Source organism: Candidatus Omnitrophota bacterium, from assembly GCA_028716165.1.
Taxonomy (GTDB): domain Bacteria; phylum Omnitrophota; class Gorgyraeia; order JABMRG01; family JABMRG01; genus JAQUQI01.
This window is the reverse complement of sequence record JAQUQI010000015.1, coordinates 15,378-33,602: the sequence shown is the minus strand read 5'-3', so window position 1 is coordinate 33,602 and position 18,225 is coordinate 15,378. Positions and strand designations below refer to the sequence as shown.

Below are 18,225 nucleotides of genomic sequence, written 5' to 3'. Positions count from 1 at the left end.
CATGGGCATATCCTCCTTGGGACATCACGTCCCGGTTATTGTCGCTAATAACCAAAGGATATGCCTTTTTTATTGTGATTTCAATGAACTTTTATACTGAAAGTGCACAGAATATTTTACATTATGTTAGTATCAATAAACATTGTACCAATAAAATAGTCAAAAAATTTTATATTTTCTATACTTAGCAACTTGACTTTCCAATTTTATCAGGTATATTTTTAGTAAGGATGCTTGGATGAGGTAGGGCGTCTCCGAATACAAAAGAAGGACGATTTGACTCACCCTCCAAGCATCCTATTTTATATTATAAACCTTATTTTATCGCACAATACAGCGCAAGCGCTTTCCGCAGTTTTATCCACGGCTATCCTTCCATTTAAATTGACCTGGGAATTGAGGCTGTGTTATAATAATCACAAAATGCGGGAAAATACATTATGAAAAAAATCAAAGTAGCGGTTATCGGAGTAGGCTCTCTTGGAGCCATACACGCAAAAATTTATTCCAGTCTTGACGGCGTTGAATTAACAGGCGTCTGCGACAGTGATTCAGACAGGTTGAAGCAGGTTGAAAGCAGTTTGGGCGTCAAAGGATTTAAAGATTATAAACAACTGCTTGGCGCTGTTGATGCCGCAAGCATAGTTGTCCCGACACAAGACCATTACCGCATAGCCAGAGATTTTTTAAGGTCAGGCACCCATTTGCTGGTTGAAAAACCTATAACCCAGACTATTGAGGAAGCGGACAGCCTTCTGGAAGAGGCTCTATCTAAAAACCTGACATTGGCCGTCGGCCACATTGAAAGATTCAATGCCGCTATAGAGGCCGTGCTAAAGATCAAAGGGGACATAAAATTCGCCGAATGCCACAGGCTCGGGCCGTTTTCTCCCAGGGTTAAGGATATAGGAGTAGTGCTTGACCTGATGATACACGACATTGACATATTGCTCTGGCTTATAAAATCACCCATAAAAACGATTGACGCCGTGGGAGTAAAGGTCCTTACCCGCCATGAAGACATCGCGAACGCGCGCATTGTCTTTGAAAACGGAGCTGTATGCAATATAACCGCCAGCCGCGTTACTGAAAAAGCCATGCGTAAAATCAGGCTGTTCCAGCCTAATGCCTACATATCGCTTGATTATATAAATCAAGAGGCATCTATATATACCAAAAAATTATCCGGAATCGTGTCAGAGCGAATAGACATAAAAAAAGAAAACCCTCTGCAAAAAGAATTATCTTCTTTCTTAAATTGTGTCAGAACAGGCAAAAAACCCCTTGCTTCCGGCAAAGAAGGAAAACAGGCCTTGGCGGTTGCCCTTGAAATACTAAAGAAAATTTCCTGATGAAAAATATATTAATAATAGCTGGGGAAGCCTCAAGCGACAGGTATGCCGCAAACCTTATAAAGGATATGCGCTCCATACAAAAGGACATCGTATTCCGGGGCTTGGGCGGTGACGAGATGGAGGCGGCAGGCGCTCAATTATTTGACAAAATCACACACCTGGCATTCATAGGGCCCGGTGGATTATTAAGAGGATACCTAAAACTAAGAAATGTGCTTGGCTGTCTTATAAGACAGATAAAAAAACAGCGGCCTGACTACGCTATCCTTTTGGATTACGCGGAATTCAATCTTCGGGTAGCCAGGGTTTTAAAGAACATGGGCGTACCGGTAATTTATTATATAAGCCCGCAAATTTGGGCGTGGGGGCTTTGGCGCGTTAATACCATACGCAGGCTTGTGGACAAAATTATCGTTTTCTTCCAATTTGAAGAAACCTTATACAGAAAATACTCCATAGACGTGAAATGCGTGGGGCATCCCCTTCTTGAAATAGTAAAAGTCACCGCGGATGCAAAAGAATTCAAAAAAAATCTTGGCATACAAGAGAACAGCAAAGTGATCGGCATACTGCCTGGTTCAAGAAAATCGGAAATAAAAAATATTCTTCCCATCATGCTTGAGTCGGCCCTCACACTGGCAAATACATCCAAAACCGATATTAATTTTATACTGCCTCTGGCGCCTACGATAGACGTTTCTGCTATCAAAGATCTAATGTCAGGCTTAGGCATAAAGGTTCTTATTGTCCATGATAATATTTACAATGCCTTAAATATCTGCGACTGCGCCATGGTCGCCTCCGGGACAGCAACATTAGAAACGGCCCTGATAGGAATACCTATGGCAATAATCTATAAAACCAATTTCCTCACATATATACTGACAAAAAAACTGATAAAATTACCTTTTATCGGACTTGTAAATATCGTGGCGGGGAAGAAAATCGTTGAAGAATTTCTGCAATATGACGCAAGGCCTGAAAAAATTTCCTCATACCTGCAACGGATCATCTCAAACAAAGAGCTATCTTGCGGTATCAAACAGGAGTTTATTAAGGTAAAAAAATCTCTTGGCACGCCTGGGGCCGGTATGCGCGCCGCTGGGGAAATTATCCGTTTTATCAATAATAACCCTGCTTAAGTCGGCGCCAAACCATTGGAAGGCGCGCGGTATCAGAGTTTTGCCATTACAGGCAGTTGTGATTTAAATTTATTATTTCTTACGCGATTTTTTATATAATTTATAAACTTCGTATCAAAACCCTCAAGAATAAGCTGATTTTTGTCCATCTTTTTATCAATCATACAAAACAAAAGCCTGTCAATATCTTTATAGGCATAACCCATTTCGCCTTCATCAGTCTGGCCCGGCCACAAGTCAGCGCTTGGCGCTTTCTTTAGTATAAAAGACGGGATGCCCAGATACGAGGCAAAATACTTGAGCTGGCTTTTGTAAAGACATGCTATGGGATTAAAGGCATAGGCGCAATCGCCATATATGGTGCCATACCCTACCAGGATCTCCGTCCTGTTGGATGTGCCGACAACAAGGCTATCGTATACCCGGGAAAGGTCAAAAAGTATAGACATCCTTTCTCTGGCCATTTTATTTCCGCGCCTTATATTATCCGCGGCCCTGTCTGTTCTGAAATAGGCATCCAGCATGGGTTTTATATCTATGGTCACAACTTTTATGCCCAGGCCCGCGGCAAGCCTTTTCGCATCCTGTGTTGATTGGTTAAAAAGTGTGCCATAAGGCATGCTGACTCCAAGCACATTGTCTTTTCCTAAAGCTTGAACCGACAAATAAGCTACTACGGAAGAATCAAGCCCGCCGGACAGCCCTAATATTACCTTGCTAAAACCTTTCGCGGCACATATGGAACGGACAAAATTTATAAGTTTTTTACGCACAACCTTTGAGTTTATATCAAAACCCTTCATATTCACACACCTACTATGGACAATCCTATTTTTTCCGCTTCCTGTATCATATCCGATTTTTCAAGCATAAGAACCTTGCCCGCTTCAAGGGCAAGCACTGAAGCGCCGGAGAATTTCATGGCTTTAATCGTTTCAAGGCCCACAACAGGCACATCAAATCGCATGTCCTGGGCCGGTTTTGATACCTTGACAACAACACAACCTTCGCCGACAAGCTGGCCCGCCCTTTTAATGGCCTCATCAGTCCCTTCTATGGCCTCAACCGCGATCACCGCTCTATCTTTAATAATAACAGATTGTCCAATATCTAAAGAACCCATATTTTTGGCTATAGAAAGCCCAAAGCGGATATCCTGTAAATGTATTTTGCTTAAGGGTTTTCTGGTCATGGTACCTCTTTCGGACATAAAACCTTTTAGAAATAATGTTGAATCCAAAAGTTCAATATTAAAATCCCGGAGCCTTCCGGCAACGGCTGACAATATAGTATCGTCTTTTTTGTCCCTGACTCTTGACAAAATATTCTTTGCTTCCTGATCAAGCCTGACACTCTGCCTTATAATGGTAGACTTGTTTATCTTGCCGGCCATAACGGCATGCGTAACGCCTTCCTTTTTCATTATATCCAAAAGCTGTTTGCCCTGGCCTAATTCTATCCAATAATTTTTGTCACCAACAACTTCCATTTTCTTGTCGGCGGATGAGATGATGGAAAGCGTAATTACCTTCAGATTATTGGATTTGGCGGCCTTGGCAACAAGCAGTGGGAATTTTCCGCTACCGGCAATGATAGCGATCTGGCGCAGATTAGTCATTTTATCTATTTGGAGATACCTCTCTTGGAACCTTTGATAAAATCCAAAAGAACGGTTATTTCCTTTGTCGGGGCGAGCTGTTTCTCTATTTTTGACAGGGCGTTTTTTGTGTTAAGCCCCAGTGAAAAAATAATTTTAAAGGCCTGTTTCAGGCTGGATATTGACCCGCTATCAAAACCCGCCCGCTTTAACCCAAGAGTATTCACCGTGTAAACTTTAGCCGGATGGCCGTCTGCCATAGCATACGGCACAATATCCTGCACAACTTTTGAACAACCGCCTACAATAGCCATAGTGCCTACGCGCGTAAACTGATGCGCGGCCGCCAGTCCTCCGATCATGGCCCCATTATCCAGCCTGACATGGCCCGCTAATGTCCCGCAGTTAGCAATAATAACATTGTCACCTATCGCGCAATCATGGGCAACATGGCTATAAGCCATTAACAAACAATTGTTGCCAACTAATGTCCTGCTGTTCTCAACAGTACCTCTATTTATAGTGGCATATTCGCGTATTATATTATTGTCTCCAATCGTTAAAAAACTCTTTTTATTGACAAATTTTTTGTCCTGCGTGATACTGCCGATTACGGCCCCGGAAAATATCCGGCAATTCCTGCCTATTGTCGTAAACTCGTCAATAACACAATGCGCGCCTATAGACGTGCCCGCTCCTATTTCAGCATTGCCGTTAACAACAGCATAAGGGCCTATTGAAACTCCGTCGCCGATTTTCGCTTCTTTGCTAATTATCGCCGTTTTGTGTATATCCATCGGATTAATCTACCTATCGTTCATTGCCAAAAGCAAAATTAAGATTGGCTTCAGCGGCAAGATTGCCGTCAACTAAAGCTCTTCCGCGCACCTGGCCTGTCCTTGTCTTGTATTTTACAACGTCTACCTCCAGACGAAGCTCATCACCAGGACGCACTATGCGCCTGAATTTGGCGTCATTGATAAACATAAAATACGCTGTTTTACCCCTGTTTTCAGGCCGGTTAAGCAGGATAACGCCTCCCACCTGGGCCATTGCCTCAAGCATAAGAACTCCAGGCATTACAGGATTTCCCGGAAAATGACCGGCGAAAAAATAATCATTCATAGTAAGCTTTTTAATGCCGACCGCGGACAATTCCTTTAATTCAATTATTCTGTCAACCATCAAGAAAGGATATCTGTGGGGGAGAATGGCCTTGATGTCTTCCTGATCCAGGACACTTTTTGAAACAGGGCCTTCAGTCTTATCCTTAATGGAAAAAGATTCGGCATGCTTGGCAATGGCGCGCAATAACTCAATATTTAGCCTATGGCCGCTTTTTATAGCAACGATATGGCCCCTTAAACGGCAACCCAAAAGATACATATCTCCTATCAAATCTAATACCTTGTGCCTAAGAAATTCATCTTCAAAACGAAGCTTACCTGATACTACTCCATTTTCCCCTACCACAACTGTATTTTCCAAAGAAGCGCCTTTTCCATAACCTAAATTACGCAGAGATTCCACTTCTTCCTGCAAGCAAAATGTCCTGCTCGGGGCAATGTCATTTTCATATGATTCCTGGGTTATCAGAAAATTACCATACTGGGTCTTGAAATTAGTTGTCGGATAATCCAGGGTATATGATATTCTAAAGTTTACGTCAGGCAGGATCAACAGCATGGAGCCGTTGTCCTCCACTTTGACAGGCTGTCTTACGCCCAATTCATAGCGGACCATGTCCTGTTCCGCTATGCCGGCATCTTTTATAGCTTTTACAAAACCCAGGGCACTGCCGTCAAGACCGGGCAGTTCGGGGCCGTTAATCTCAATTTCCATATTATCAATACCAAGCCCTGATAAGGTGGCCAACAAATGTTCTACCGTATGTATTTGCGCGGCGCCCTCCCCTATAGATGTCCTGCGTTGTCCGCTTCCGGAACCGGACATTGATACGCTGGAAAGTAAAGCGGGGATAACAGGCTTGCCTGCCAAGTCTGTCCTTATAAATCTTATGCCGCTTCCGGCTGAAGCCGGCTTTAGCAGTAACTTGATCAACTTGCCTGTGTGTATTCCAATACCTTCAATACTGCTTGTTTTTTTTATAGTCCTTTGGAAAGCCAAGCTTTACCCCTTTTTTTTATTTTAGGTTCAAATCCTGTCTTTTATCTCTTTAACGATTTTGAACAATTCAGGTAATCTGTGCAGGCAGGCAAATATGCGTTTTTGCTCTGATATATTATTGGCAGGCGAACCGAGCACAGCAGTATCCGGAGGCACTGATTTCGTAACGCCGGCCTGGGCCGCGACTATAACATTGTCGCCTATTTGAACGTGGCCCACAACGCCTGATTGCCCTGCCAATATAACATTATTTCCTATACGCGCGCTCCCGGAAATGCCCGCTTGAGAAACTATTATAGTGTTCTCTCCTATAATTACATTATGCGCTATCTGGACAAGGTTGTCTATCTTTGTTCCCTTGCCGATAATAGTCCTGCCGAACCGCGCCCTGTCAATAGAAACATTGGAACCGATTTCAACATCATCGCCTATCAGCACAATGCCGGTTTGAAGTATTTTTTGATGGGCATTGTTTACTTTTACATAGCCAAACCCGTCTGATCCCACCACGCTGTTACTATGGATTATAACTCTTTCTCCAACCACACAGCCTTCTCTTACAACAACTCCCGGATACAGTTTGGCGTGTCTTCCTATTTTCGCATTATGTCCGACATACACATGCGGATAGATAACGGCGCCGTCTCCAATTTCCGCCCCCTGCTCTATGACTACAAAGGCCGCCACAGAAATATTTTTACCAAGTTTCGCGTCTTTTCCAATAACAGCCAGCTTATCTATGCCCTTTGGCAGACTGTTTTCCTCCGCGGGGCGAAATAAAGATATGATCTTAGTAAAAGCAAGGGAAGGATCGGCTGTTCTGATAATAGGCTTTACCGATGAAACAATATCTCTTGATGTAATAACCGCGGAGGCGTTAGTTTTAGCCAATAGCGGCCCATACAAAGGATTGGCAAGAAATGTGATGTCGCCTTCCTGCGCCTCTCTGATACCGTTAACACTGCCAATCAATATATCGCCATTGCCTATAAGCTCGCCGTTAACCAGCGCCGCTATTTCTTTAAGGCTTTTTTTCATCTAACCGCGCTTCTTCTGTATTTAGAGTTTAGCAGGTTAAGCACCGCCTTGGTAATATTATATTCCTCCAGCGCGTATTCAAGGACTCTGCTGTTAAGAATCATTGTGTAGCTGTTTTGAGCGGCATAATCATTTACAACTGATTCTATATCTTTTAGTATGGCCTTTACCATATCATCTCTCTCGCGCTGAAGCTCCGCCTTACCTTCGCGGTCAAAATCCTGCAGTTTTCGTATCTCATCATCAATCTGGATCTGTTTTTTTTCTTTCTGCTTTTCATTCAAAAGCTCTATCTCGTTCTTCATATTCCTTACGTTCTCAACCATCTTGTCGCGCTGGGCTTGTTTACTCTGGCTTTTGGTGCCGAGCTTTGCGTCTTCTTCTTTTGTTCTGTCATAACCGTCAAAAACAGCGGCAATATCAATATAGCCTATCTTTACGTCAGCGGCCCGGGCAATGCCCGTATAGGTAAAACACGAAATAAAAAACGCAAATAAAAATACCATGTTCATCCTGCGCATATCTTCCTCCTGTTTTTCCGTATTTGCGGATTTTTTTAAAAAACTTAGAAGCCTCTTGTCATGCTGAAATGGAACCTTACCTTCTGCTTGTCGTCGGGATGAGCCTTATCAAGGGGATAACCCAAATCAACCTTCACAGGGCCTATGGGAGTCTTAACTCTTACGCCAAAACCTGTTCCGGACTTGAAATCATCAGCTCTTATATCATCATCCGTTGAATGCCATACACTGCCCACATCATAAAAAGCCGCGATCTTGAAATTCTTGAATATAGGATAGGTAAGTTCGGCATTTCCGACAAGCATTGCCTCGCCGCCTATCGGGTCTCCCGTATTGGTGTCGCGCGGGCCGACACTGCGTTCCTTATAACCCCTTATGGTATTAGCGCCTCCGGCGAAAAACCTTTCATATATAGGCACGTATGTGGAATCGTCATATTCCTTCGCCCAGCCGCCTGTCGCCTTTAATTCAAGAACAAGTTTTTTCTGATAATTAAAGAAGAAATCCGCTATACCGGTCAATTTATAGAAATCTTTATCTCCCCCCATCGGGCCTCCGGCATTTTCAGCGGTCGCGGAAAGCACGTGCCCCTGCATCGGATTAAACTTACTGTCCGTAGTGTCTCTCGTAAGCGTAAGGGCCAGACTGCTTATAGTGTTCTTGCCCTCCTCATCCTTCAATGCCTGAAGAGCGTCGTCTGATACGTCCCCTATCTTTATCCTTTCCAACCTATAGCGCAGGTCAGCGCGGTCATAATCGGTAAATTCTTTGCCGAAACGCAGGTTTCCGCCTGTGCGCTTCTCGCTGTAACCATAACCGAGAGACTCCTTTTTATCCCTGTCAAAACTAAACAGGTCAAACCCAAAAAGATATGGATAGCCGAATATCCACGGCTCGGTAAAACTTAAAGTATAATTCTGCCTGACATAACCAAGTTCCGCCTTGACACTCAAGATCTGTCCGGCGCCGGTAAATGTTTTGAAATTGGTTATGTCAAAATTTCTTTGGGCTACCTCAACGAAACCTATCAACCTGTCAACGGAACTGTATCCTCCGCCAAAACTGAATTCTCCTGTTTTGCTTTCTTTAACGCTTACCACAAGGTCTTTCTTGTCCGGCTCGCCCATGGGCACGGTGTCAAATATGACTTCATCAAAATAACCGAGGTCATAGAGCCTCTGTTTGGATCTCTTGAGTTTGTCGCCGTCAAATTTTTCGCCGGGATACAGCCTAAGTTCTCTCCTGATAACCTTGTCTTTAGTCTTGGAATTGCCGGTTATTTTTATTTCATTAACATAACTCAAGCTTCCTTCGGAAATAGTATATGAAACATTAATAGTCTTTGTTTCTTTATCCAATAAGGTTTCTGGCTTTATCACGCACTCCATATAGCCTTTGTCAAAATATAAAGTCTGCATGCTGATAATATCCGCGCGCAAATTACTGGGGCTATAGGGGGCCTTCTCTTTCATTTTCAAGTCTTTTTCAATAGCCTTGTTTCCTATGACCTTATTACCTTCTACATTCACCTTGCCCACAAAATACTGGCTGTTTTCCGTTACCGAAATATTAACGGTAATGCCTTTCTCCGCGTATTCTACCGAATAAGAAGCCGCGGCGTCAATAAAACCGTTATCCTTATAAAAGGCCGCAAGCCTTTCCATGTCCTGTTTGAGCAGGTTTTCATCAAGGACCCCTGATCTGAACAACCCGTCCGTCCGGGTTGATATTACTTTCATCAGCCTGTCGGATGTAAATACCTTATTACCGGTAAATACGATGCTCCTGATTCTGTATTGGTTTTTTTCGTCTATCGTAATATAAACCGTGGACACATTGGATTCCTGATCCGTATCAAATTTATATTCTATCTTTACGAGCGGGTACCCCTTTTTGCGGTAAAAGGTCTCCAGCTTGCGTATATCCTCGGCAATAATCCTTTTATTCAGGACGTCTCCTTCTTTTGTCTCTATCTGCTTTCTAAGAACATCCGCCCTGTAAACCTTATTGCCTTCAAAAACAATATTTCCTATCACGGATTTTTCCGTAACTTTGAATATCAGCTTGATACCGCCTTCGGAATCTTCCGCTTCAGCTATAACATCAGTAAAAAATCCCGTGGCATACAAGCGTTTTATGTCTTCATTCACGGTCCTTTGAACAAACCGCGCTCCTGTCCTGCTCATTATCTTTGAAAGGATGGTGTTAGTGCTGACGGCCTTGTTGCCTTCTATGGCTATATCCGTGATGGTCTCTCTGCTTTCCTGCGGGGCATTCTGCGCGTAAACACCGGAAGGCATAATGGCAATGACGGAAAGGACCGCTAAAAAAATAAAATTAAAAATAACAAAATTTTTTATTTTCATATTTTTCTAAAACTGTGCGCGTTTTCGTATTTCTTGTATTAATCTATCATATAGAAATACGGTTGTAAAGAACTTATTAACAGCTTCTGTGTTTAAACCAAAGCAGGATCAGAGTTCCTGCTCTTCTTCAGCAAGTTCTGTATGATGCCTGGTAAGATTTTCAAACCTGGTATACTCTTTGATAAAAGCCAGGCGTACCGGCCCCACGGGCCCGTTACGCTGTTTGGCCACTATTAATTCCGCCATACCTTTATTCTCCGGAGTAGGCGTATAATATTCCTCCCTAAGCAATAATATCACTACGTCGGCATCCTGTTCAATAGCCCCTGATTCGCGCAGGTCGGAAAGCTGGGGCCTCCTGTCGGCGCGCGCCTCAACGGCCCTTGACAACTGGCTTATGGCTATGACAGGCGCGTTGATCTCGCGGGCCAAAGCCTTCAGAGAACGCGATATCTCGGATATCTCCTGCTGACGGTTGTCCGTGCTCTGCGAACTTCTCATAAGCTGAAGATAATCCACCACAACAAGCCCTATATTATATTGGCTTTTAAGCCGCCTTGCCTTTGCCCTTAACTCCAATGCCGATATCGCCGGGGTATCGTCAATAAAAATAGAAGATTCCGCCAGCTTGCCGGCGGCCTCGGTAAGTTTCGGCCAGTCGCTCTGCGAAAGAAAACCTGTCCTGACTTTGTGAAAATCCACCCTGGCATGCGAACACAACATCCTCTGGACAAGCTGTTCTTTGGCCATTTCCAGGCTAAAAACAACCGTCGGAATTTTTTCTATGATACCCGCGTGTTCAACCATGCATGAGGCAAGAGCGCTTTTACCCATAGACGGCCTGCCCGCCACGACGATAAGGTCCGATGGCTGTAATCCGGCAGTCATTATGTCAAACTCATGGAATCCCGTGGCAATGCCGGTAATATGCTCTTTCCTCTGATAAAGATTGTCTATTGTCTCTATGCTGTCTTTTACTATCTCTTTTATCGGGATTGAAGACGACGAAGATTTGCGGCTCGTTATATCAAATATCAGCCTTTCCGCTTTATCAAGAAGCTCATCCGTGTCGGACTCTTGGCCGTATGCCTCTGAAACTATTTTCGTTCCGGTTGTTATAAGAGAGCGCATAATATATTTTTCGTGAACAATGCGCGCGTAATGGCTGATATTTGCCGCAGTGGGCACAGTTTGGGTAAGCGACGCTATGTAAGCGGCGCCGCCTACTTCGTCAAGAACTTTTCTCTTCTTTAAAAATTCGGCGGTAGTAATCAGGTCAACCGGCTTGTTTTCACTGTATATGCTGACAATGACATTAAAAATTTTTCTATGCGCGTCCTTATAGAACGCGTTCTCATCAAGCAGTTCTATGGCATGAGATATGGCGCTCTCCTCCAAAAGCATGGAACCCAAGACGGCCATTTCCGCTTCTTCGCTCTGCGGAGGCAATTTCTCTATGATATTATTTTTTGCCATATCTATTTCTTGACAATCCAAAGTTTAACGCGTTGAGTGACTTGAGGGTGGAGTTTTATCTTGCAGTAATATATGCCAAGCTTTGTTATCTCCTCTTCAAACACGATATCTTTTTTATCAACCGCAACGCCTTCGGCGGCCAGGACATGCGCCACATCAGAGTGCGTTACAGACCCAAAAAGCTTATCATCCTCACCGGCATTTACGGTAATAGTGCATGAAATATTTGCTAATTTTGCCGCGACGCTTTCGGCGGCGGCTTTCTCTTCCTGTTCCTTTTTTTGCCTTTTGCTCTTCTGGGCTTCAATAAGCTTTATATTCCCGGCGGTTACCTCAAGAGCAAGGCCTTTTGGAATAAGGTAGTTTCTCGCGTAACCCGGTTTTACATCAACCTTATCACCGGCGCGGCCGATTGACGCAACATCCTCTTTTAATATTATTTCCATTATATTATCCTCGCTGTTATTTTACCGGCTTGGGCCCTTTATCAAGTAAGGCCGCCGCTATTCCCCTATAAACGGCATAAGCGCCATTACACGAGCCTGTCTGATGGCACGGGCTATCTGCCTCTGATGGGATGCGCAATTACCGGATATGCGGCCCGTGATTATCTTACCTTGCTCGGTGACAAACTTGCTAAGAAGCGCGGTATCTTTATAGTCCACGCGGGCGATTTTTTCTTTGCAGAGCCGGCAGCCGCGCGGAAATCTACGGAAAGCGCCGGTCTTGCCGGTCCTCCTGCCCTTGCCTGGCCTCGTTGTTCTGGATGATGTCCTTGCTGGCATATTTTTCTCCTTTTTATAACGCGTTTGAGATACAAACAACCTGCCCTTATTATTTATAAAAATTACATAAACTGACTGCCAAATAAAAATAAACCCTGCTAAAATGGAATATCGTCTTCACCTGTACCGGGGGATTTTTCGTCCGCGCTTATATCCACATCAGGCGGCGAATCCAAGGGCTCTTGGGAACCCTGCCGGGCGGCGGCATGGCCTGCTTGTATATCTTTTTTTGGCTTGCCAATGAATTGCACATTATCGGCAATTATCTCTATTGTGCTGCGCTTTTGTCCGTCCTGGCCCTGCCATGTCCTTGATTGAAGGCGTCCCTCAACAAATACAGAAGAGCCTTTCGCAAGATATTCAGCGCATATTTCTGCCCTCTTAGACCATACAACCACGCGGATAAAAGTGGCTTCCTCTTTCTTTTCTCCGGTAGGCAATTTATAGACCCTGTTGGATGCCACACTGAAAGTCGCCACCGCTGTTCCGTTAGGCAAATATCTCAATTCCGGGTCACGAGTCAAATTACCCATAAACAATACTTTATTAAAATTGGCCATATGGGCTCCCTTATTAAATGGTTGCTTTAGCGGGCGCGGCCTTGGTGGCATCAAGCCTTGTAATTGCAAATCTTAAAATTGGCTCGCTTAATTTAAGTTCACTTTCAAATTCCTTAAGGCACGAAGGCTCCATGCTGACATTCATCAGATAATACACGCCTTCCTTGTGCTTTTTGATTTCATAAGCAAGCTGCCTTTTGCCCAGATCCTGAACGCTGTCAATCTTTCCGGAATGCTTGCTTATTATATTTTCAATATCTTTATACTGACTGTTAAGCTCTTCTTTTCCCATATCAGGCCTTATAAGAAACAATATTTCATATGTCTTCAACTTCTCCTCCTGTTTTTTCATTCAAATTTTACCTATAACCCATCTCTCACATTCCGATATAGCGCCATCCAGGCCCTGCCGCAGGCGCGTCAGTTCATTTTTTTCAAAAACAGATAATACGTATTCCGACAAATCGCCGGGTTTAAACCCGGAGTTTATGCCTATTCTCAACCTGGCTATCTCATCAGTTCCCATACATTGCATGACGGATTCCATACCGTTATGGCCACCCGCCGAGCCCTTCAGCCTGATCTTAAAAGAACCGAGCGGAATGTCTATATCATCATAGACAACCAGTATGTCTCCGGGATCAATACCAAGCCTGCCGGCATACCTGCGGACAACTCCTCCGGAAAGGTTCATGAAAGAAAGCGGCTCAACAAGAATAACCGCCGTGTCTGATATGTTAAAAGCGCATTGCCTGGCATTGAAAAACAGTTTTTTTTTAAATACAGCCTTGTATTTTTCCGATAGTAACTCGGCTAAAAGAAAACCCGCGTTATGCCGGGTTCCCGCATACCGTGAACCGGGATTGCCTAATCCTGCTATCAACTTCATAAGACCTTATATCCGACGCCCTACTTCTTTTGTTCCGCTTCAGCTGAAGGTTCGGGCTTTTTCTGTTTAATTACTTCGGGTTCGGCCTTTTCCGCCGCGGCTTCCGGCTCTTCCTCTGCGGGCTTCTCGGCTTCAGGCGGCACCACAGATACCACTGTCTGCTCCGGATCGCTTAATACCGTAATTGCCGCCGGTAATTTTAAATCTTTGACCCTAACGGCATCGCCTATTTTCATCTCATGGACATCAACAAATATCTTTTCCGGTATATCCGTGGGAAGACACTCTATATTTAATTCCTTTATCGGGAAATCAAATATGCCGCCGTCCGACCTGACGCCGCCGGACTCTCCTCTGGCTTCAATGGGAATGTTTACCTTGATTTTTTCCGTAAGAGATATTTCCTGAAAATCGCAATGGAGTATGTCCCCTTTGACGGGGTGGTATTGTATCTCCTTGATAATTACCGTCTTTTCCGCGGCAGGTTTCTTTGAGCCGGCATCGGATAAAACCTCCAGGGTTATAATAACGTTTTCTCCGGCGGAGGTGCGCAGTATCGGAACCAAATCTTTTATACCGACCGTTATGGGCATTGACTGTTTGGCCTTTTTATACACAACAGCCGGAATAAGGCCTTCTTTTCTTAGCCTTCTGCCGGCTTCTTTGCCCAGGGCCTCTCTCGTGTTTACCTTTAGTATGATTTTTTCCATTTAGAATTTCTCCCTTTCTTTAGCCCAGCTTAAAGTATTCATCATTGTCCGAAGCATTAGCGGATTTTTTCTTTTTTCCTGACGGGCTTTTAAATAATATGCTTATGGATTCTTCATTATGTATCCTGCGGATAGCGTCCGCCAGAAGCGGAGCCGTGGAAAGCACTTTTATATTAGGCAGTTTCTTTTCATCGGGCAGAGGTATGGTGTCGGTCACAACAAGCTCCTTTATGTCCGTGTTCTTAAGCCTTTCAATCGCCGGACCGCACAATAAGGGGTGGGTTATAGCGGCGTATATCTGCCTGGCCCCTTTTTTCCTTAAAGCGTTTACAGCTTCTTGCAGTGAGCCGGCGGTCGCGACTATGTCATCCACAATAACAACGTTTTTATTATCAATATCACCGAGAATGTGCATGACTTCCGCGTCGGTATCACTGCGTCTTCTCTTGTCAACAATCGCCAGGCCGGCGTGCATCCTTTTGGCATAGGCGCGGGCCATTTTTATGCCGCCTACATCGGGTGAAACCATAACAAGGTTATTAAGCTTCTTTTTCTTAAAATAGTCCACAAACACATTCACGGCAAAGAGGTGATCCAGGTTGATATCAAAAAAACCTTGTATCTGGCCCGCGTGCAAATCCACTGTAAGCACCCTGTTGGCGCCGGCTGTGGTGATAAGATTTGCCATTAGCTTTGCAGTAATGGGAACGCGCGGCTGATCCTTCCTGTCCTGGCGCGCGTAACCAAAATAAGGAATAACGGCGGTAATCCTCCTTGCCGAAGCGCGTTTCAGGGCGTCTATCAAGATTAAAAGTTCCATAACGCTCTTATTTACGGGTGGGGCGGTCGGCTGGACTATAAACACATCCTTGCCCCTGACATTGTCCTTTATCTGAACCTTTATTTCCCCTTCGCTGAATTCCGATACAAGGGCCTGGCCGGGCTTGATCTGGAGATACCTGCAGATATCCGAAGCAAGCTTAGGGTTCGTATTCCCTGAAAAAACGATTATGCCGTTGGTTTTTGTCATTTCCGCTCTCCCGTTTGATCGCTTGCGAAACAAATGCCTAAAAATATAATAGCCCTGTTTACTGCAAGATTAGTTGCTTTTATTTTTATAAAGACGCCTGGCAGGAACTCCGGCAACCGTAACGTTTGAAGGAATATCTCTGCCCTTTACCACAACGCTTCCGGCGCCTGTCACGGCGCCTCTGCCTACCTTGACCGGCGCAACCAGTATGGTTCCACTGCCTATAGAAGCCGAATCGCCTATCAGCGTTCTGCTTTTAGTTCTGCCGTCATAATTAGCCGTTATTGTCCCTGCCCCGATATTAGCGCGTTTACCTATAACGGTATCCCCTATATAGCTGTGGTGTTTGACCCTGGAATTTTCGCCTATTACAGACCTTGTTACTTCAACAAAATTTCCGACTTGCGAGCCCTTCTTGAGAACAGCTCCTTTTCTAAGATTGGCAAAAGGGCCTATCTTGCAGTCGCGGCCTATTTTCACGCCGCTTTCAATCACAACAAAAGGATATATCACCGTACCGCTTCCTATTCTAACATTATCAGATATATACACGTTTGAACGGTCAATAACCGTAACACGCCTGCCGGTAAGGCCATCCAGCATCCTGCGCCTCAATATCCTGTCGGCAGTAAAAAGGTCTTGCCTGCTGTTGACTCCTAAGGCTTCTTCATTATCATTCACCCTGCATGTTTGCAGTTTAAATTTATTTTTATAAAAATACTCCACTATATCAGTGAGGTAATACTCGTTCTTTTTAAAGTTTTTACCGATAGAATTCAATCCTTCAAAAAGTTTTCCGGCATCAAAACAATAAGCGCCGACATTTATCTCCGCGGACCGATGTGCCCCGGCATCTTTGGATTGGGTAAATTCGGTTATCCCGCAAATGCAACCGCTATCATCGCGCATTATTCTCCCGTACTGTTTAACGTCGTCAACAACCGCGGTAAGAAGTGTCAGATCGGAATTTTTACCTTTGTGCGCTTTGACCATACGCTTGAGCGTTGAAGCCTTCAGTAATGGCGTATCGGTATATAGTATAATGATAGTGCCATCAAACCCCTTAAAACAGGCTGCCGTCTGCTTAACGGCATCGGCGGAACCTAAAAGACGTTTTTGCTCAATTACTTCCGCGCCCGAACCGTGTAGAAATTTTTTCAGCATATCTATTTTGTAGCCGCCGACAACAACCGTCTTCGCCGCGCCTGCAAAACGGCTGATATCCAATAAATACTCTATCATCTTCCTGCCGGCGGCTTGACACAAAGCCTTGGGCACATCGGATCTCATGCGGCGGCCTTTACCCGCCGCCAATATAACAGCCGCTGTCTGTTTCATGCCACCCTTTTGCCTTTCGCGGCCCTTTTGATTATTTCAGGCTGGCGTTCGCCTGTAATCACTCCTTCCGTTATAACGCATTCATCAACATCACGGCCGGAAGGAAGTTCATACATCGTCTCCAGCATAGCTTTTTCCAATATAGCGCGAAGAGCCCGGGCGCCCGTGTTCTTCTTTAATGCTTTTTTGGCAATCTCAACCAAGGCTTCATCCTGGAAGGAAAGTTTTATTCCCTCCATCGCAAAGAATTTAATATATTGTTTTACCAAAGCGTTCTTGGGCTGCGTCAGAACATTTATAAGGTCTTTTTCGCTTAAAGGGTTAAGCGTTGATATAACAGAAAATCTGCCTATAAACTCCGGTATCATGCCATACTTGAGCAAGTCTTCCGTCTCAACGAATTCCAACAATGTCGTAAAACTACCGCCTCCGGACCGGGATTTATTGTCAGACTTAAAACCAATCTCTTTATTGCCAAGTCTTCTATGTATAATCTGATCAAGATTGCTGAAAGTCCCGCCGCATATAAAAAGTATGTTCTTCGTATTCAGCCGTATATATTCCTGCTGCGGGTGTTTTCGGCCGCCTTGAGGCGGGACATTGGCTTCTGTGCCTTCAATTATTTTCAACAGTGCCTGCTGAACGCCCTCCCCAGAAACATCCCTTGTTATTGAAACATTATCGTGCGTTTTACCGATTTTATCTATCTCATCAATATAAATTATACCTGACTGCGCCCTCTTAACGTCATAATCACAGCTCTGCAGCAATCTAAGCAATACATTTTCTACGTCCTCTCCAACGTAACCGGCTTCTGTCAATGGGGTGGCATCGCATATTGCAAACGGGACATTAAGCATCTTTGCCAGTGTCTGCGCCAAAAGGGTCTTGCCGCTGCCGGTAGGCCCTATAAGCAAGATATTGGATTTTTCTATTTCAACGTCATTTTCGCTGGAAAAAACCGACGGACTCATTAAACGTTTATAGTGGTTATAGACCGCGACTGATAATTGCTTCTTTGCCCGGTCCTGGCCTATAACATGTTTATCAAGCTCTTTTTTTATCTCAACAGGGCGCGGAAGGTCCTTCATTGAGGCAAACGGGACCTGCGGGGCGCGGCTTTTGCTATCCTCGCGAATAAGGATCTGATTGCATAACTTTATGCAATTATCACATATAAAAACACCCGGGCCGCTAAAAAGCTTTTTCACGGCTGTTTTATTCCTTCCGCAAAAAGAACATTTGTTCATAAAAACTCCTGCATTTGCCCTTTTAATGAAACCAGTATAAT

The 18,225-nt window shown here is 44.3% G+C and carries 19 protein-coding genes; 2 read left to right on the top strand and 17 right to left on the bottom strand.

Annotated elements, in window-relative coordinates:
• Positions 1 to 440: 440 nt before the first annotated feature.
• A complete protein-coding gene (locus tag PHV77_06925; protein MDD5505017.1) occupies positions 441 to 1,352 on the top strand; it encodes a Gfo/Idh/MocA family oxidoreductase in 912 nt (303 codons plus the stop codon).
• A complete protein-coding gene (gene lpxB, locus PHV77_06920) occupies positions 1,352 to 2,497 on the top strand; it encodes a lipid-A-disaccharide synthase (protein MDD5505016.1) in 1,146 nt (381 codons plus the stop codon). The genes PHV77_06925 and lpxB overlap by 1 nt, the downstream gene beginning before the upstream one ends.
• Positions 2,498 to 2,529: 32 nt before the next feature.
• Here lpxB and PHV77_06915 read toward each other — a convergent pair whose 3' ends face one another.
• The 17 genes from PHV77_06915 to clpX form a co-directional block, all read right to left on the bottom strand.
• On the bottom strand, positions 2,530 to 3,300 hold the full coding sequence (locus tag PHV77_06915) for an NAD+ synthase (protein MDD5505015.1): 771 nt from the start codon (positions 3,298 to 3,300) through the stop codon (positions 2,530 to 2,532).
• A gap of 2 nt (positions 3,301 to 3,302) precedes the next feature.
• Positions 3,303 to 4,115, bottom strand: a complete 813-nt coding sequence (gene lpxI, locus PHV77_06910) for a UDP-2,3-diacylglucosamine diphosphatase LpxI (GenBank protein MDD5505014.1) — start codon at positions 4,113 to 4,115, stop codon at positions 3,303 to 3,305.
• Positions 4,116 to 4,120: 5 nt separating this feature from the next.
• On the bottom strand, positions 4,121 to 4,891 hold the full coding sequence (lpxA, locus tag PHV77_06905; protein MDD5505013.1) for an acyl-ACP--UDP-N-acetylglucosamine O-acyltransferase: 771 nt from the start codon (positions 4,889 to 4,891) through the stop codon (positions 4,121 to 4,123).
• A gap of 13 nt (positions 4,892 to 4,904) precedes the next feature.
• Positions 4,905 to 6,221 carry a UDP-3-O-acyl-N-acetylglucosamine deacetylase gene (lpxC, locus tag PHV77_06900; protein ID MDD5505012.1) on the bottom strand — a complete coding sequence of 439 codons (1,317 nt, stop codon included), beginning with the start codon at positions 6,219 to 6,221 and terminating at the stop codon, positions 4,905 to 4,907.
• A gap of 27 nt (positions 6,222 to 6,248) precedes the next feature.
• Positions 6,249 to 7,259 (bottom strand): UDP-3-O-(3-hydroxymyristoyl)glucosamine N-acyltransferase, encoded by a 1,011-nt coding sequence (gene lpxD, locus PHV77_06895; GenBank protein ID MDD5505011.1) that lies wholly within the window; start codon positions 7,257 to 7,259, stop codon positions 6,249 to 6,251.
• Positions 7,256 to 7,780 (bottom strand): OmpH family outer membrane protein, encoded by a 525-nt coding sequence (locus tag PHV77_06890; protein MDD5505010.1) that lies wholly within the window; start codon positions 7,778 to 7,780, stop codon positions 7,256 to 7,258. The genes lpxD and PHV77_06890 overlap by 4 nt, the downstream gene beginning before the upstream one ends.
• A gap of 44 nt (positions 7,781 to 7,824) precedes the next feature.
• Positions 7,825 to 10,146, bottom strand: a complete 2,322-nt coding sequence (gene bamA, locus PHV77_06885) for an outer membrane protein assembly factor BamA (protein MDD5505009.1) — start codon at positions 10,144 to 10,146, stop codon at positions 7,825 to 7,827.
• Positions 10,147 to 10,254: 108 nt separating this feature from the next.
• Positions 10,255 to 11,622 (bottom strand): replicative DNA helicase, encoded by a 1,368-nt coding sequence (dnaB, locus tag PHV77_06880; protein MDD5505008.1) that lies wholly within the window; start codon positions 11,620 to 11,622, stop codon positions 10,255 to 10,257.
• 2 nt (positions 11,623 to 11,624) lie between these two features.
• Positions 11,625 to 12,068, bottom strand: a complete 444-nt coding sequence (gene rplI, locus PHV77_06875) for a 50S ribosomal protein L9 (GenBank protein MDD5505007.1) — start codon at positions 12,066 to 12,068, stop codon at positions 11,625 to 11,627.
• Positions 12,069 to 12,125: 57 nt separating this feature from the next.
• Positions 12,126 to 12,407 carry a 30S ribosomal protein S18 gene (rpsR, locus tag PHV77_06870; protein ID MDD5505006.1) on the bottom strand — a complete coding sequence of 94 codons (282 nt, stop codon included), beginning with the start codon at positions 12,405 to 12,407 and terminating at the stop codon, positions 12,126 to 12,128.
• Positions 12,408 to 12,505: 98 nt separating this feature from the next.
• The gene (locus PHV77_06865; protein MDD5505005.1) at positions 12,506 to 12,967 is read right to left on the bottom strand and encodes a single-stranded DNA-binding protein; all 462 of its coding nucleotides are present in this window, start codon (positions 12,965 to 12,967) and stop codon (positions 12,506 to 12,508) included.
• A gap of 13 nt (positions 12,968 to 12,980) precedes the next feature.
• Complete coding sequence (gene rpsF, locus PHV77_06860) at positions 12,981 to 13,298, bottom strand: 30S ribosomal protein S6 (GenBank protein MDD5505004.1); 318 nt, start codon at positions 13,296 to 13,298, stop codon at positions 12,981 to 12,983.
• A gap of 21 nt (positions 13,299 to 13,319) precedes the next feature.
• Positions 13,320 to 13,856: an aminoacyl-tRNA hydrolase gene (pth, locus tag PHV77_06855; GenBank protein ID MDD5505003.1), complete on the bottom strand. Its 537-nt coding sequence runs from the start codon at positions 13,854 to 13,856 to the stop codon at positions 13,320 to 13,322.
• A 20-nt stretch (positions 13,857 to 13,876) separates the two neighbouring features.
• Entirely contained in the window at positions 13,877 to 14,566 is a 690-nt protein-coding gene (locus tag PHV77_06850; protein ID MDD5505002.1) for a 50S ribosomal protein L25, read from the bottom strand.
• 19 nt (positions 14,567 to 14,585) lie between these two features.
• Positions 14,586 to 15,596 carry a ribose-phosphate pyrophosphokinase gene (locus PHV77_06845; protein ID MDD5505001.1) on the bottom strand — a complete coding sequence of 337 codons (1,011 nt, stop codon included), beginning with the start codon at positions 15,594 to 15,596 and terminating at the stop codon, positions 14,586 to 14,588.
• A gap of 69 nt (positions 15,597 to 15,665) precedes the next feature.
• Positions 15,666 to 16,934: an NTP transferase domain-containing protein gene (locus PHV77_06840; protein MDD5505000.1), complete on the bottom strand. Its 1,269-nt coding sequence runs from the start codon at positions 16,932 to 16,934 to the stop codon at positions 15,666 to 15,668.
• Positions 16,931 to 18,184: an ATP-dependent Clp protease ATP-binding subunit ClpX gene (gene clpX, locus PHV77_06835; protein MDD5504999.1), complete on the bottom strand. Its 1,254-nt coding sequence runs from the start codon at positions 18,182 to 18,184 to the stop codon at positions 16,931 to 16,933. Before clpX ends, PHV77_06840 begins: the two co-directional genes overlap by 4 nt.
• Positions 18,185 to 18,225 lie beyond the last annotated feature (41 nt).

What these genes read in the sequence shown, in the direction of transcription:
- lpxB (MDD5505016.1), top strand. Translation starts at nt 1,352, where the DNA reads ATGAAAAATATATTAATAATAGCTGGGGAAGCCTCAAGCGACAGGTAT.
- rpsR (MDD5505006.1), bottom strand. Translation starts at nt 12,407, where the DNA reads ATGCCAGCAAGGACATCATCCAGAACAACGAGGCCAGGCAAGGGCAGG.
- dnaB (MDD5505008.1), bottom strand. Translation starts at nt 11,622, where the DNA reads ATGGCAAAAAATAATATCATAGAGAAATTGCCTCCGCAGAGCGAAGAA.
- PHV77_06925 (MDD5505017.1), top strand. Translation starts at nt 441, where the DNA reads ATGAAAAAAATCAAAGTAGCGGTTATCGGAGTAGGCTCTCTTGGAGCC.
- lpxA (MDD5505013.1), bottom strand. Translation starts at nt 4,891, where the DNA reads ATGGATATACACAAAACGGCGATAATTAGCAAAGAAGCGAAAATCGGC.
- rplI (MDD5505007.1), bottom strand. Translation starts at nt 12,068, where the DNA reads ATGGAAATAATATTAAAAGAGGATGTTGCGTCAATCGGCCGCGCCGGT.
- PHV77_06850 (MDD5505002.1), bottom strand. Translation starts at nt 14,566, where the DNA reads ATGGAAAAAATCATACTAAAGGTAAACACGAGAGAGGCCCTGGGCAAA.
- PHV77_06865 (MDD5505005.1), bottom strand. Translation starts at nt 12,967, where the DNA reads ATGGCCAATTTTAATAAAGTATTGTTTATGGGTAATTTGACTCGTGAC.
- lpxD (MDD5505011.1), bottom strand. Translation starts at nt 7,259, where the DNA reads ATGAAAAAAAGCCTTAAAGAAATAGCGGCGCTGGTTAACGGCGAGCTT.
- bamA (MDD5505009.1), bottom strand. Translation starts at nt 10,146, where the DNA reads ATGAAAATAAAAAATTTTGTTATTTTTAATTTTATTTTTTTAGCGGTC.
- PHV77_06890 (MDD5505010.1), bottom strand. Translation starts at nt 7,780, where the DNA reads ATGCGCAGGATGAACATGGTATTTTTATTTGCGTTTTTTATTTCGTGT.
- PHV77_06915 (MDD5505015.1), bottom strand. Translation starts at nt 3,300, where the DNA reads ATGAAGGGTTTTGATATAAACTCAAAGGTTGTGCGTAAAAAACTTATA.
- PHV77_06845 (MDD5505001.1), bottom strand. Translation starts at nt 15,596, where the DNA reads ATGACAAAAACCAACGGCATAATCGTTTTTTCAGGGAATACGAACCCT.
- PHV77_06840 (MDD5505000.1), bottom strand. Translation starts at nt 16,934, where the DNA reads ATGAAACAGACAGCGGCTGTTATATTGGCGGCGGGTAAAGGCCGCCGC.
- clpX (MDD5504999.1), bottom strand. Translation starts at nt 18,184, where the DNA reads ATGAACAAATGTTCTTTTTGCGGAAGGAATAAAACAGCCGTGAAAAAG.
- pth (MDD5505003.1), bottom strand. Translation starts at nt 13,856, where the DNA reads ATGAAGTTGATAGCAGGATTAGGCAATCCCGGTTCACGGTATGCGGGA.
- lpxI (MDD5505014.1), bottom strand. Translation starts at nt 4,115, where the DNA reads ATGACTAATCTGCGCCAGATCGCTATCATTGCCGGTAGCGGAAAATTC.